This window comes from Flavilitoribacter nigricans DSM 23189 = NBRC 102662 (genome assembly GCF_002646595.1).
Taxonomy (GTDB): domain Bacteria; phylum Bacteroidota; class Bacteroidia; order Chitinophagales; family Saprospiraceae; genus Flavilitoribacter; species Flavilitoribacter nigricans.
In genome coordinates, this window is record NZ_PDUD01000017.1 from 461,200 (window position 1) to 476,439 (window position 15,240).

Consider the following 15,240-nt stretch of genomic DNA (forward strand, 5'->3'; position numbering starts at 1 on the left):
AGACCAGTAGGCCGGGTCCGGTCCGTTATTCCTGATATTGGTCTACATTACCGGCATCTACCAGTTCCACTTCCACCGGCACCCGCTGGGGAAATTCCCGCCGTCCGTTAAAATATTCGTGGGCGTATTCGGCCGCCGTTCGGGCCATTACCTTGGGGTATTGCATGCCCGTAGCAACGATCTTTCCCTCTCCGATCTTTTCGATCACATCCGCAGCGCCGTCGAAACCGAATACCTTTACCGCGTCGGCTTTACCGGCTCCCTGCAAGGCCTGATAAGCGCCCATGGCCATCGCATCATTCCCGCAGAACACCGCATCGATATCCGGCTGGGCCTGCAGAATGGTTTCCATGACTTCCATGGCGCGGTTCCGGTCAAAATCGGCACTTTGCTGCGCCACCATTTCCAGGCCGGGAAATTCATCCACAACGGAATGAAATCCGCCGGATCGGGCCCAGGTATTATTGTCTCCGACCAGTCCGAGCAGTTCCACGTATTTCCCGCGACCGTCCAGAGCTTTTACAAATTCGATCCCGATCTCCACACAACCGGAATAGTTATCCGAAAGGATCTGACTGGTGGCGGCATCGTCGGCGTTCACTTCCCGGTCCATACAAAAGACCGGTACTTCGGCCGCTTTGGCTTTCATGATGTTCACGATGGAACCGTCCGCATCGGTCGGATTGAAAAGGATGGCGTCGAAGCCGGAGGCGATGAGGTTTTCAAAATTGTCGGATTCGGTCGCCGGATTATTCTGGGAGTCAAATATCTTGGCTTCGTAACCCAGCTCACGGGCGTTTTCCGCAGCTGATTCCGCCAGCACCACAAACCAGGGGTTGTTGAGCGTTGAAATTACCACTGCCACTTTTTTGGTTTCTTCGCTTCCACTCCCTCCGGAACTGCAGGCCGCTAAGCCCAACAGTATTATCAAATACAAAATCGACTTTTTCATATTGCTTAGGATATTGAAAGTGACCGGAACTGTTAAACCATTGATCATAATTGGGTACCTATTTTCAAAATGCGCAGAGCGGGGGATGGGGAGACTAGGGGATGGGGAGAGTGGGAGATGGGGAGAATGGGTGAAGCGTACTGCCTTACCCCCTTCGCCAAGTCTCCTGATCTCCTCGTCTCCAAGTCTCCTGATCTCCATGTCTCCTCGTCTCCTGATCTCCATGTCTCCTCGTCTCCTTGTCTCCAAGTCTCCAAGTCTCCTTGTCTCCAGGTCTTTCTCATTTTCCCAGAGTATGACGAACCAGCAGCCTCACGGCAACACGTTAACAATCACCCGCTGGTAACGCGTTAGCGATGGTTGCCCGTCATCCGTTACGGCCAGCACGATGTGCATCGTTTTCACCTTATCGACGGACGGCGCTGTGAAGGTAGCGACCGACTGATCTTCATCCTTTATCTTTAGATCGTTTCCGTATACATTGAGCGTTCCCGGTTCATCGTAGTAGATCCACTTGTACTGCAGTGCATCTCCGTCCGGGTCCGAAGTGCCGGCGGCATTCAGGGTTACCGTTTCGCCCGACTTCACTTTGATCACATTATCGTGGTCCAGTTTGGCTACGGGTGGGTGGTTTGCATCTTCGTAATTCGGGGTCGTACACCAGTCGATCCGGGCGGCAAAATCGTGCTGGTAGGCTTCCCGCCAGCGCCAGATCGTGGCGTGGTGGCTGGTATGCGACCGGCCCGTTAGTTCGCTGTATACTTCATCCTGAGTATTGGTCCAGATGGGCCGTGTTTCGGGTTCGTACATATACTTTTTGTAGGGCGGAATGTACAATTCGTAGCGACCGCCCCAGCCACCGAAATTCGGATGTTCCGGGTTATTCAATCCGTTATTGACCAGCCCGAGGAAAGACGGCGTATCTCCTTCCATGAGGTACTCCGTTTGCGGGTATTCGGCACCCAGCGGTCCGTGATCATCGCGGATGTGTTCATCGAGCCAGGGATTATCCACCAGGGTAAAATCCGGTCCGGTAAACCGACCGTGGAAACGGTCACCGGATATCCCCGACCAGGTCGCATAATGATACTGATCGCCGCCGTTTTCCTGATAGCCGGGACTCACAATGTAGAAGAGGTCCGGGAAATGCTTCCGGATCCAGGGGCCGGTATCATCCTGATCGGAGATCGTATAGACCCGCATTTTCCGGATAATGGCCGCCAGTTCTTCCGGCGTTTTGGTCCGCTCCATTCTCCAGAGCGCCTGGGCCAGTACATTGGCGCCTCCCCAGGCCTGGATGTAGACGGGGCGCTCATCCGCTTTTTCGAGCACCTGGATCAGCCATTCCGAACCTTCGGAATCCTGATCCGCCCCCACGCCGGACATACCGAAACGGGGCACTCCTTTTTTAATGATACTGCTCAGATAAGCGTGGGTCGGATACCCCGGTTCGTGCCGCTCCAGGTTATCCCTGACCTTACCGAAAGCATCTACGATCTCTTTGATGCGCCATTCGGCGGTGGTATCCCGCTGCCAGCAGGAGGTGGTGGCCACCAGGCCCTCCACGTCCCAGTGATTGGTATAGGTCAGGAAACGCACCAGCGACTGGGCGTCGTCCGGTTCGTTCTCAATGTCCGTGAGGACAAAGACCCGTGGTTTTTCCGCAAAGTTCTGGGCAAAAGCCGTCTGGGATACCAGCAGAAAAAAAGGCAGGTAGCGACTGGTTGTTTTGTTTAAAGTTGGCATGCTAAAAAGCTTCGTTTTGATTCAAAATCCGGAGACAATTCCCTGGCTCACCTTTTATTTACCGCTCCCCGATCCAAGCAGTTGCAGGGCCGTACCCATCAGGCCTTTACCCGAAATCCCGTAGTGATCGAAAATCTCGATTTGCGAACCGTTAACCGTATACTCATCCGGTAAACCGACGATCTTAAATTTATTCCGGCAACCATTTTGGAATAATAGCGCGGCAACCGCTTCGCCCAGTCCCCCGTGTACGGAATGCTCCTCGGCCGTGATGACCGGTTGCCCGTTGGCGGCGGCCGCCAGGATGAGTGATTCATCCAGGGGTTTGATGGTGTGCAGACTGATCACCCGGCAACGGATGCCGTGTTTTTCGGCCAGCATCTCTGCCGCTTCCTCACAGGGTAGGACTGCCTCTCCCGTACCGATAAAGGTCAGATCTTCTCCTTCCCGGATGGTGCGGCCCTGGCCGATCCGAAATGTCGGGTCAATCGTCCGGTTTAAGGTCGGCATTCCCTTCTTTCCGAAACGGATGTAGACCGGGCTGTCCATTTCCGCGGCCTGCCGGATGGATTCCGCCGTTTCAAAATTATCGCAAGGCGCCACAATGGTCAGATTGTGGATGGCCCGCAGTACGGCAAAATCGTGCAGACTGTGGTGCGTGGTCCCCAATGCTCCGTAGCTGACACCGGCACTGATGCCGATCAACTTGACCGGATTGTCGGAATAAGCGACATCGTTCTTGATCTGCTCCAGTGAACGGGCGGTCAGAAAGCAGGCCGGAGAGACGGCAAAGGCCTTCTTGCCCATACTGGCCAGACCGGCCGCCATACCCACCAGGTTTTGCTCGGCGATACCGACTTCCACGATCTGGTCCGGAAATTTTTCACCGAACGGGACCAGCTTCCCCGAACCGCGGGAATCACTCGTCACCACCAGAATATCTCGATCTATTTCCGCCAATGCCTGCAGGGTTTCCGAAAACACGATCAGGTTGGGGATATCTTTTGTTTGTACCATTTCCATGGGCATTCGATTTAAAGGCTGCTCAATCAGGCTTCGACCACTTCCTCCAGCAGTTTCTGCCGGGCCTCTTCCAGTTCTTTCATAGCCTGTTCGTATTGTTCGGGAGAGGGAACGCCGTGGTGCCATTTCAGGACACCTTCCATAAAGCTGACACCTTTCCCCTTTACCGTATGGGCGATCACAAAGGAGGGTTTACCTGCTTCGAACGGCAGGCACTGCAGGGTATCTGCTAGGGCGCAAACGTCGTTGCCGTCCACTTCGCGCACTACCCAGCCGAAAGCCTCTACTTTTTGACGGATCGGTTCCAGACCGATCACATCCGCATTGGCCCCGGTGATCTGTTGTTTGTTGTAATCCAGGATCGCGCAGAGGTTATCCAGTTTATAATGAGCGGCCAGCATCATGGCTTCCCAGTTGGATCCCTCGGCCATTTCGCCGTCGCCCAGCACCGTAAATACCCGCAGCGGCAGCTTATCCTTTTTGGCCGCCAGTGCATTGCCGGAACAGATGGCCAGTCCGTGCCCCAGACCGCCGGTATTCTGCTCCATGCCCCGGACCTTTTTGGTCGGATGCCCAATGTAGGGCGACTGATACCGGCAGAGGGTCAGCAGGTCTTCTTCCGGAAAAAAGCCCAGATCCGCCAGCACGACGTACAGCGCCTCCACGGAATGTCCTTTGCTCTGTACGTAGCGATCCCGCCCCGGATCATCGAAATTCTCCGGCGAAACGTTCATCACCTGGTTGTACAGCACATTGAGGATGTCGATACAGGACAGGCTGCCGCCGGTATGTCCGGCCTTGGCATGGTAGATATACCGGAGTATTTTCTGGCGGTATTCCACCGACTTCAATTTCAATTCCCGATCGGTCATTTTTCCTGATTTTCTTTTCCGCTAATGGTAATTTCCAGTTCGTTCGGACTACTCGTGCACGTAGACCTCCCAGCCCATATAGTTCGCAAAGGCCTCCTGCAGAATGCCCGCCGTTTTGGAGGCATTCATCACTACGTGGTGTTCGAAACCGTGGCGACAAACGTACTGCATAAGGCCCTGCAGATCGGGGATCTGGGCCACCGCCCGGTTGCCGAAGGTTTGCAGGGGATCATCCGTCAGTTCTCCTTCTCCCAGATAGGCCTTGATCACGCCCTGCGGATCATCCGTACTGATCCGGCCGTAGGTCAGTGGCATCGCCGGGGTGCGGCCGTCGAGCGCTCCGTAGGTATTTTCCACCCCGACGGAGGTTCCCAGGATCGGCGCATTGCTGATCTCAATATCCGGCAGGAAGGATTTGGCCCAGTTGCCGCAGTGGAACAGTACACATTTATTGGGATCATCGGCGTAGTTGTTATTCCAGTCCACCAAAGCTGAAGGGGAGTTGGAAGCCAGTTGCATGGCGTACATGCTGAGCGTACCCGTCACGTCCACCTCACAGGCACTGGGCAGCATATTCTCACTCATGATGCTCATGCTGGTACACACATTGCAACCGTAGTTCTGTTGCAGGGAGGTCCAGCACTGGATGGCCGTCGCGTCCAGCGCGTATTCTTCCATATACTGCTGTAGTACCACATCGAGTTTGGCGATCTGGATCATAGCCGTATTCGGCGCATTGCCGTGGGGAGCGTAGGCCTGTACTTTTTCGAGGTGCTGCCGGACCGGCGCGTCCGCTTCGGTGAGTTTTTCCGCGCGTCCGAGTATTTCCGAAAGGTCAAAGGTGGTCACGGTGACACCGTGCCGCTGGAGTATCTTTTCGCTGTAGCGAACGGTATTGAAAGCTCCGGGCCGGGCACCGATGGCGCCGATGCGTACATTGCGCAGGCCCTTTACTACCCGGCAAACGGATACGAAATTCAGCAGATCCTGTTGAAAGGTCGGATCCGACGGACTCACCACGTGCTGGGTGGTCAGTGAATATTTGATACCGTACTGGTAAAGGTTGTTGCAAACGGAGATCTTTCCGCACCAGGAATCCCGGCGATTGACCACGTTCATTTTCTGCAGATCGTCCGGATAGGCCTGAATGAGGACCGGGACGTCGAGATTGGCCAGTTTCAGGGTATCGGCCACGCCCTTTTCATCCCCGAAGTTGGGTAGCAAAACGAGTACGCCCATGATGTCTTCCCGGTGCTTCTTGAAAAGATCGGCACACTTGCGGGCCTCCTGGTAAGTTTCTACCCCTCCCAGCTTGGTATCCTGCGGGTCGAGTAATACCGGATGCAGATCCAGTTTTTCAAAAACCTCGATGATCTCGAGTCGTGCTCTTTCCACCAAACTATCCGGGAAAAAATCCCGGTTTCCGATAATGATACCGAGGCTACTTGTCTTGCTCATTATTTTTCGTTGTTTTTAATTTATTCGGATCCGGCTCCTGTGACCGGTTCAGGCGCCCGCAAGGATCAGTTCGATTTCGTGTTCCTGAAAAACGGCCTTGTGTTTTTCTTCGATACCCTGGTCCGTAACGATGAAATCGATCAGGGATAAAGCGCCGAGACTGGCCAGTGCACTTTTACCGATCTTCGTACTGTCCGCTACCAGATAGGTGATATCCGCCGCGTCGATCATGGCTTTCTTCACTACCAGATCACTAATGGATGGGTAAGTGAGGCCCGATTTCAACGAAATACCGGCGGTAGCCAGAAATAACTTTTGCACGTTCAGTCCTTTGAAAAAATCGGCGGCTTTTTGCCCCGTCAGCGAAAGGGTCGGCGGTTTGAATTCACCGCCGGTGACGATTACTTCTATGCCCGGTTCGGCGCCCAGCATCAGGGCAATATTCAGGGCATTGGTGATCACCGTCAGGTTTTTCAGTCCTTTGAGCTTTTTGGCGATCTCGGTGGTGGTCGATCCCGAATCGAGGATGATCGTATCGCCACTTTCGATGTATTCCAGGCACTTACCCGCGATCACCTCTTTTTTATCCAGGTGGTCCTGGTGGATCAGTGTAAAATTGCGCACCTGATCCTCCACGTTCTTCAGGTAAGCGCCACCGTGTTCCTTAACGATCAATCCTTCCTTTTCGAGCTTTTCCAGATCCTGCCGGATCGTTACCTCCGTGACTTTAAAGATGCGGGCCAGATCGACCACCTTGGCGGATCCATCTTCCTTTAACAGGTCCAGTATATTCTCTCTCCGCTGGTTGGGAAGCATGTTTCGATTTTTGAGCTACAATTCAAAAGTAAAAGTAAACAATCGAAAACAAAAGAAAATAAACGAAAAATTAAGAAAATATGGCATTGACTGGCTTTTAGGAGGTTTTACTGCTTATAGAAAGGCCTGATCTTCCCCGGTCGATGGCGGGGAATTCTGCCAGTCAATCAGTCTGCCCACGGATGGCGAGCGCTACGGTGGGCCGCAAAGTAGATTTAAATCAGGCGCATTCGTGGGAGCTGCTGCCCCACGAATGCGCTGCCCGAAAAGGCTATAATTACATTATGACATTGGCACTTATTCCGATAAGAGGCCCTCCAGCGTCGGTTGCACTTCCTGGATAGCTCCCGCGGCATCGAAGGTGAGTTTGTCAATGCATACTTCCCGGTTGAAACCGGCGGCATCGCCCATATCAATACCCTTTGGTTTATTAAACCGGTGGTAAACGATGTACCACTGGTCATTAGCCTGATCGTGGATCACGGAATTATGACCGGTGCCGTAAATTCCCTGATCTGGGTCTTTTTCGATCACCAGATTGTTTTCGGGAATATTTAGCGGACCGAGGGGAGAGTCGGCGGTCGCGTAACGAACCCGGTAGTTGGGACTGCGGGTATCGTCTTCCGACCACAGGAAGTAATATTTGCCATCCCGGTAAAACACTTCGGTACCTTCGCGGTAAGTCCTATCGGGCGTCAGCACCCTGATCGTTTCCTTTTTGATCGAGACCATATCTTCGTTCAGCTCCGCAACCGCCATGTAGCCGTTACCCCAGTACAGATAGTCCTTGCCCGACTGGGGATCATGGAAAACATCGGGGTCGATTTCCTGTCCTCCTTCTACCCCATCGGGTTTAAAGTTGATCAGTGCCTGCCCCGAATCCTTAAACGGACCGATCGGATTGTCCGCTACCGCTACCCCGATCTTCTGGGCGGCGGTAAAATAGTAGTAGTACTTATACGAATCCCCTACCTTCTTCTCAATGGCGCAGGGCGCCCAGGCATTGCGGTCGGCCCAGGAAACATCCTTGGTCAGGTCGATAATTTTGCCTTCGTTACTCCAGTTGACCAGATCATCCGAGGCAAAAACCTCAAAGTACTTGCCGGACCAGCCGTTAAATCCATCACTGGTGGGATAGAGGAAATATTTTTTCTCCCGTTCGGAATAAATGATCTCAGGATCGGCGTAATATCCGGCCAGTACCGGATTCGCCCGTCCTGCTACGCTTACCGCAACGGTCCTGGTTTTTCCGTCCGCGGTGAAGGTATAGGATACCGGTCCTCCGCTGAAATCCTGCGCTCCCGGGGGAGTCACTTCCACACCCTCGCTCACGGTGAAATCCGGATCAAATCCACTGAGATCGGTACCCGGCGCCACCGGAAGTACGATCTGCTCTTCCTCGATCTCGATATTGTTCTGCCGCACCTGCTCGTTTTCCGATCCCAGCACCAGCATCGACAATTTCCCCCATTTGTCCAGCAGGCGCTCCTGCTCTTTCCGGGTAATGGGGATCACCGATCCGTGCCGGGGGTGAAAATCCATGCTGATGTCTTCGTCAATGACCTGGAAATTCTGCAGGTCATCCGTTACACAAAACTGGTATTTTCCCGCCGTGTAGAGATCGTACATGAGGATGTATTGATCCGTGCCGATTAATTTAAAAGTTCCAGAGCCTTCCACGGCGTCATCGGTCTGATCCACGAAACCCTCCTGTACTTCGTAACCTTCGTTGATCTGATCCGAGATAGCCAGCATAATGCCTTTGGCCCCTTCGTCTTCATTCTTAAAAAAGAGGTAACATTTGCCGTCCTTCAGCACGATATCGCCGTCGATACAGGCGCCTTTTTTGAACAGGAGCTGTTTCGGTTCACTTTCGAGTCCGGTGAAATCCGCGTTGGCATAGGCATAGTAAATGATATCCGCATCCTGATTGTGCCGCATGGACCAGTAAAGCATGTACTTTTTAGCCTCCGGATCGTAAATGGTCTGGGGTGCCCATACCCGGTTGACATCGCCGAAGTTGTCGGGATAGGTAGCCGGGATATCGATCACGGTGTGCGTCCAGTTGACTAGATCGGAGGATTTCAGTAGTACCATGGCGGTGTTTTGCCATCCCATTTCGGGCACGTACAGGTCCGTCACGACCATATAGAACTGGCCATCCTGACCGCGCAAAATATGGGGATCCCGGACACCACCGCTCTCGCTGATCGTTTTGGAATCGATCACGGGCCGGTTATCGTTCAGCGCCTGATAGTGGTAACCATCCTTACTGATGGCGTAGTGTACCTGCTCCTCCCCGGGGCCGTTACCAGTAAAATAGGCAAACAGATAAGCCGAATAATCGGGTTCGGTGGGTTGGCAGGAAGCCAGAAAAAAAATGGCTAGACCGGTCAAAGTCATCGTTCTCAAAGTCCGCGAAATTTGCATAGGTAGTTTTTTTAATCAGTTGGTTGGTTTCAATTTACCGAAGTTGTCCAGTGCCGCGTAATATAATTAATTCAAGATTCGATACTTGAATTGTAGAGCGTAGATGGTGGAGGGTAGAGAGACTGCAACCGTTAAAATGGAGCAAAATCGCTCATTTTAACGATAGGTGATCCCTCAACCCTCTACCTAAGTTACATCGCAAATTAGATTAATTACAATGGTCCGCAAATCAGCGGGAATCCACCTTCGGCCCGGAGATTGGTTTTTCTCGACCGGCTTGTTTCCGGGTCCATGTTCCTCATCAGTTCGAATTACCAATCCTGCGCAAGTAAGTCATTGCGGTGAGGAAAATCAGGGAATGATCAGCCATATGCAGGGGTGAAATTGGTCTCACGGGGTTTTAGGGACGGTAGAAGGGCAAGCCAGGCATTAGGCATTTTACCGGCTGATGATAAATCGACGGCTGACCGCTACTCGCCGTTCACGCTTCCGAAACACGATCGTATAAGCGCCCGCATGCAGAGCAGAGAGATCTATCCAGGTTTCCAGGGTCAAAGTACCGCTGCGTAGGGGCTGCCCCAGCGCATTGATGATCTGGTAGTCCCATTCCCCCGCATCGACGCTCACTTTCAGCAGATCATCCGTTGGATTAGGGTAGATCGATATTGTCGGTTCCGGCTCGGTCTGTTTGACGGCAGTGGGCAGCGGGCAATTCCCGTAGACCACCGTACTGTCAATTTCAAAACATTCTAGGGAAACACTCTGGAAAAAACATTCGGTCTCTTCTTCCGCACCCCAGAAAGTCCAGGTACTGCCCACTCCGCTGATCCATTCCCCGCAGGATTCCCGCCACACTTTCCGGTATTCGGTACCGACCAAAATGGAATCCGTCTGTAAAACTTTGATCGTAGTCAGGGCACCTCCCCGGTAGACCTGTTCCAGGGAGTCACCCGCGTTCAGGCGATAATCAAATACCATATACTCCACCGAAGAATCTCGTGGGATGACCTGCAATTGATCACTTTGGTAGCGCATAGCACCAAGGTAGGTGGTGTCATTCAGGTAGAGTTGTTTATAATTTTCCGCATTGATCATCGTATCGCCGATCAGCGTATAGGTCAGCTCGCCGTAGGCTATCCCCGGATCCGCCCAGAGACTGTAAGTCCATTTGCCGTATCCTTCCGGAATAATAAAATGTTCTTGTCCCCGAACGGGACTCAGCAGGAGCATTCCCACTGCGATCAATGTGATTTGTTTGAGATCCATCAGACGGCGTTTTAGGATGATAATGGAGCGTATGGAAAATCGGGATGAGGCCTAAAGCAACGCATCTGCGGAGTGAGGCTCACCGGTCAATAAATTTAGAGAGGAATAGTGAGATTTGCCAGGACAAAAAATGACAAAAGTGCAATTTCCTGTCATTGATTGGTTGGATAGAGTACTGTCCAGCGCGATTGGGGTCAATGGTCGCCAAAAAATAAACCCCACACACATTACCAGAATGTGGTGGGGTTCCGTATCTAAATCTGACTTTAAGTCAAAAGATTTATTGCTTCAGGTCAAATCTGTCCGCATTCATCACTTTGGTCCATGCTTTCACGAAATCATTGACAAATTTTTCCTTGCTATCGTCCTGTGCGTACACTTCGGAGTAAGAACGCAGGATGGAGTTCGAACCGAACACCAGGTCGATCCGGGTAGCTGTCCATTTGAAATCGTTGGTGTTACGATCACGGATCTCATACAGGTTCTTTCCGGCCGGCTTCCAGGTGTTACCCATGTCCGTCAGGTTGACGAAAAAGTCATTCGTCAGCGCTCCTACATTATCGGTCAATACGCCGTGGCGGGTACCACCGTGGTTGGTGCCCAGTACGCGCATACCGCCTACCAGAACGGTCATTTCGGGAGCGGTCAGTCCCATGAGCTGCGTTTTGTCCAGCATCATTTCCTCTGCGCTGACCACGTAATCCTTTTTCATGTAGTTACGATATCCGTCCGCAGCGGGTTCCAGCGGAGCGAAAGAATCGGCATCGGTCATTTCATCCGTAGCGTCTCCACGCCCCGGGGCGAAAGGTACCGTAATATCAAATCCGGCTTCTTTGGCACCTTTTTCGATACCGACATTACCCGCCAGTACGATGGTATCCGCAATACTGATACCAAATTCTTCGGCGATCGGCTCCAGTACAGACAGTACGCGGGCCAGACGCTTCGGTTCGTTAGCTTCCCAGTCTTTCTGCGGGGCCAGGCGGATCCGTGCGCCATTGGCTCCTCCGCGCATATCAGAGCCGCGGAAAGTCCGGGCGCTATCCCAGGCGGTAGCTACCATATCAGCAACTGAAAGTCCGGTTGCGGCAATTTTTGCCTTCACTGCATCCACATCATAATCCGTAGTACCTGCCGGTACGGGATCCTGCCAGAGCAGGTCTTCAGCCGGTACATCGGGTCCGAAATAGCGAGCTTTCGGTCCCATATCGCGGTGCGTCAGCTTGAACCAGGCGCGGGCGAAGGTATCGGAGAAATACGCATGGTCGGCGCGGAATTTCTTCATGTACTCCAGGTAGATCGGATCTACCTTCATCGCCATATCGGCATCGGTCATCATCGGCATGGTGCGGATAGAAGGATCCTCCACATCTACCGGCATGTCTTCTTCCTTGATGTTTACCGGTTTCCACTGCAGACCACCGGAAGGACTCTTGGTGAGTTCCCATTCGTGGTCGAGCAGCATATCGAAGTAACCGCCGTCCCATTTGGTGGGGTTGGTGGTCCAGGCACCTTCCAGTCCGCTGGTTACCGCGTAGCGGCCCTTACCGGTCTGATGGGGGTTCGCCCAGCCCATGCCCATGGCTTCAACGGGCGCAGCTTCGGGATCCGGTCCCAGCAGGGCGGCATCACCGTTACCGTGGGTTTTACCGACCGTGTGTCCGCCGGCGGTCAGAGCAGCCGTTTCTTCATCGTTCATCGCCATCCGGGCGAAGGTTTCCCGTACCTGAGCGGCCGTTTTGGCCGGATCGGGTTTACCGTTAACCCCTTCCGGATTCACGTAGATCAATCCCATTTGGACGGCAGCCAGCGGGTTTTCCATGGTTGACGGGTTTTCTACATCTCCGTAGCGTTCGTCACTCGGCGCCAGCCACTCTTTCTCAGCTCCCCAGTACACGTCTTTTTCCGGGTGCCATATATCTTCCCGGCCGAAAGCAAATCCGAAAGTTTTCAGTCCCATGCTTTCGTAAGCAATGTTACCGGCCAGGATCATCAGATCCGCCCAGCTTACTTTATTACCGTATTTTTTCTTGATGGGCCACAGCAGTCGTCTTGCCTTATCCAGGCTGACGTTGTCCGGCCAGGAGTTCAGCGGAGCAAAACGCTGGTTGCCGGTACCGCCGCCACCACGACCGTCGGCAATGCGGTAAGAACCCGCCGCGTGCCAGGCCATCCGGATCATCAGTCCACCGTAGTGTCCCCAGTCGGCGGGCCACCAGTCCTGGCTATCGGTCATCAGATCGTGCAGATCCTGCTTCAGGGCATCAACGTCGAGTTTTTTCAACTCTTCCTGATAGTCAAAATCTCCACCCATTGGGTCGGTTTTGGTGTCATGCTGGTGCAGAATATCCAGATTCAGGGTGTTGGGCCACCAGTCGGTAACGGACGACTGGGTAGTAGTGATCCCCCCGTGCAATACCGGGCATCTCCCCCGGGAGCTATCATTTACTTCGGACAGCTCGGAACCATCGGAATGCTTTTTATCCATAACTTCTAATGTTTAAATTTTCCGGTTATATGTAGTTGAATATTTTGAATGGTAAAGTTCTTGATCCCCTTCTTTTCGAAGTAATCGATGATGAGTTCATCCAGCGTCTGATCCTCGTAGTCCTCGATGCGGTCCGTTTCCTCACAGTACAGGTGATGGTGGTTGAACGGCAATGGGTCATAACGCATGATCCCTCCTTCCGTTTTCACCTTTTTCAGCAGGTGGTTTTCGACGAAGGAGTCCAGTACTTTGTAGACCGTTCCGATCGAAATATTCGGATGGTTGATCTTGATGTACTCAATGATGTTCTCTGCGGTAGGATGGTTGTTCAATTTCAAGATCGCGCCCAGGATCGCAATCCTCTGGGGCGTAACCCTCATTCCCTTGGCGGAAAGCTTTTCGGCTATTTCTACTTGATTCATGAATTATTACTAAATGAGAATGATTCTCTTCTAAGACTGGCGCAAATGTAGGAATTCCTTTGGAAATAGTACAACTGAGGCCGGAAAATGTTTTGGTTTTCTGGTTGCCGGCTGGATTTGGGAAGTTTTGTCCGGCAATTCTGCGGTAAATGGGATCGTAGGATGGGATGCTGTAGTAGCGAAAAAATCTTGCCAGGATGAACAGGAGCCATCTGTCGGGCTTTCTTCGTACATTATCGCCCACCGAATTCTTCCCGTTCCTGCGCATGAAATAAAAGCATTGGAAAATAGCGATACCACCGAATATAAAGACCAGAGTATCTGGCTGGTCCTCCTGTACATGCTGCTGAGCATTCTCGCGTTCACGGTGATGAATGCCTTTGTCAAATACCTGCAGGACCTGCCCCCCTTTGAGATCGTTTTCTTCCGCGCACTGGGCACCCTCATCCTGTGTCTGATCCTGCTGCGGGCAAGAGGTATCTCGCTGGTAGGCGACCAGGTCGGCTGGCTGATCGGCCGGGGTATTGCGGGTACCATTTCCATGCTGCTATTCTTTATGGCCGTTAAGGAGATCCCCTTCGGATCGGCCGTTTCCCTGCGCTACCTGTCTCCCATTTTTGCCGGGATCCTGGCGGTTACCTGGTTGAAAGAACGGATTACCGCGTGGCAGTGGATGTGCTTTTTCCTGGCCTTTTCCGGTGTATTGTTACTGAAAGGATTTGACACCCGGATCAACCTGATCGGCCTGAGCTACATCCTGACCTCCGCTTTTTTTAGCGGTGTCGTCTACGTGCTGATCCGCAGGATCGGATTGAGCAAACATCCCCTGGTGATCATTACCTACTTTATGGGCTGCGCCACCGCCATCGGTGGGTTGCTCTCCCTGTTCAACTGGCAGACACCCCGAACGCAGGACTGGTGGATACTGGTCAGCCTGGGAGTGTTCGGTTTCTTCGGGCAATTGTTCATGACCAAAGCCTACCAGGTAGCTACCGTCGGCACCGTTGCCCCCATGAAATATCTGGAAGCCATTTTTGCCCTGCTCATCGGCTGGATCTGGTTCGGGGAAACCTACGGCCCGGGCAGCCTATTGGGTATTGCGCTGGTGATTGGGGGAATGCTGCTCAATATCTTTGGGACGCGGCGGGAATAAAGAAGAGCAGAAAGATTGCCGGGAGAAGGAAGCCCACGCTATGGTACCAACTCGATGGTGACCTTTACTCCGCCCAGCTTTCGCAATTGATCGATGCCATTGCCCTCCAAACGCCCCAGACTGATCAGCCCATTGGCGTAGCCGAAATCCTTGTAGAAGATAGCGACGTCTCCCCACGGAGCGTAATAGGTAATGTCTCCTACCGAGGGGTCAAAACCCGCCGGAGCTTCCGCCGTGGACAGTTTACGGTCCGGATAAAAGATCTTTTCTATTCCTGCATAATCCTCCAGCACTACAGTGATGGGAAGCATAGTGATGAGATCCCGGGAGGTAGGATTATCGTAGAGGGTAGCCATCAATACTACCTTTCCCGCAGTGATCCTTAGCTTTTTATTTTCCATAATGAGGGGGTTTTCGGGGAACGGGAATTTCCCGGCCGGAATACCGTCGATTAAACACAGCATTCCAAATAGATAGGCAAAGAAAATTGGTTTCATCTGTTCGTTATTATCCGGAGGCGGTGAAGATCGGACAAATAATTGATCTGGAGATGTCGCTACGCTATAGCTCTGTTCATTTCCTTCCCTGCGGGTTGGAAATAGGACGGTGAGCTG

Annotated in this window: 12 protein-coding genes; 1 reads left to right on the forward strand and 11 read right to left on the reverse strand. The window is 52.7% G+C overall.

The window, feature by feature from the left end:
• Positions 1 to 25: 25 nt before the first annotated feature.
• From CRP01_RS10965 to CRP01_RS11010, 10 genes are all read right to left on the reverse strand, one after another.
• Positions 26 to 952 (reverse strand): D-ribose ABC transporter substrate-binding protein, encoded by a 927-nt coding sequence (locus CRP01_RS10965; RefSeq protein ID WP_099150119.1) that lies wholly within the window; start codon positions 950 to 952, stop codon positions 26 to 28.
• Between the two features lie 312 nt (positions 953 to 1,264).
• Positions 1,265 to 2,698 carry a DUF1593 domain-containing protein gene (locus CRP01_RS10970; RefSeq protein ID WP_099150064.1) on the reverse strand — a complete coding sequence of 478 codons (1,434 nt, stop codon included), beginning with the start codon at positions 2,696 to 2,698 and terminating at the stop codon, positions 1,265 to 1,267.
• 54 nt (positions 2,699 to 2,752) lie between these two features.
• A complete protein-coding gene (locus CRP01_RS10975; protein WP_099150065.1) occupies positions 2,753 to 3,727 on the reverse strand; it encodes a transketolase family protein in 975 nt (324 codons plus the stop codon).
• A gap of 20 nt (positions 3,728 to 3,747) precedes the next feature.
• On the reverse strand, positions 3,748 to 4,593 hold the full coding sequence (locus CRP01_RS10980; RefSeq protein WP_099150066.1) for a transketolase: 846 nt from the start codon (positions 4,591 to 4,593) through the stop codon (positions 3,748 to 3,750).
• A gap of 48 nt (positions 4,594 to 4,641) precedes the next feature.
• Complete coding sequence (locus CRP01_RS10985; RefSeq protein ID WP_099150067.1) at positions 4,642 to 6,051, reverse strand: L-fucose/L-arabinose isomerase family protein; 1,410 nt, start codon at positions 6,049 to 6,051, stop codon at positions 4,642 to 4,644.
• 48 nt (positions 6,052 to 6,099) lie between these two features.
• Positions 6,100 to 6,867 (reverse strand): DeoR/GlpR family DNA-binding transcription regulator, encoded by a 768-nt coding sequence (locus CRP01_RS10990; RefSeq protein WP_099150068.1) that lies wholly within the window; start codon positions 6,865 to 6,867, stop codon positions 6,100 to 6,102.
• A 297-nt stretch (positions 6,868 to 7,164) separates the two neighbouring features.
• Entirely contained in the window at positions 7,165 to 9,270 is a 2,106-nt protein-coding gene (locus tag CRP01_RS10995; RefSeq protein ID WP_233752666.1) for a family 43 glycosylhydrolase, read from the reverse strand.
• A gap of 465 nt (positions 9,271 to 9,735) precedes the next feature.
• Positions 9,736 to 10,563: a T9SS type A sorting domain-containing protein gene (locus CRP01_RS11000; protein WP_099150070.1), complete on the reverse strand. Its 828-nt coding sequence runs from the start codon at positions 10,561 to 10,563 to the stop codon at positions 9,736 to 9,738.
• A 280-nt stretch (positions 10,564 to 10,843) separates the two neighbouring features.
• Entirely contained in the window at positions 10,844 to 13,051 is a 2,208-nt protein-coding gene (gene katG, locus CRP01_RS11005) for a catalase/peroxidase HPI (RefSeq protein ID WP_099150071.1), read from the reverse strand.
• A gap of 5 nt (positions 13,052 to 13,056) precedes the next feature.
• Positions 13,057 to 13,473 carry a Fur family transcriptional regulator gene (locus CRP01_RS11010; RefSeq protein ID WP_099150072.1) on the reverse strand — a complete coding sequence of 139 codons (417 nt, stop codon included), beginning with the start codon at positions 13,471 to 13,473 and terminating at the stop codon, positions 13,057 to 13,059.
• Between the two features lie 280 nt (positions 13,474 to 13,753).
• Between CRP01_RS11010 and CRP01_RS11015 the strand changes: the two genes are divergently transcribed.
• Complete coding sequence (locus CRP01_RS11015; protein ID WP_222845705.1) at positions 13,754 to 14,626, forward strand: DMT family transporter; 873 nt, start codon at positions 13,754 to 13,756, stop codon at positions 14,624 to 14,626.
• A gap of 38 nt (positions 14,627 to 14,664) precedes the next feature.
• On the opposite strand, the gene CRP01_RS11020 is transcribed toward CRP01_RS11015, so the two are convergent.
• Positions 14,665 to 15,027 carry a cyclophilin-like fold protein gene (locus CRP01_RS11020; protein ID WP_099150121.1) on the reverse strand — a complete coding sequence of 121 codons (363 nt, stop codon included), beginning with the start codon at positions 15,025 to 15,027 and terminating at the stop codon, positions 14,665 to 14,667.
• Positions 15,028 to 15,240 lie beyond the last annotated feature (213 nt).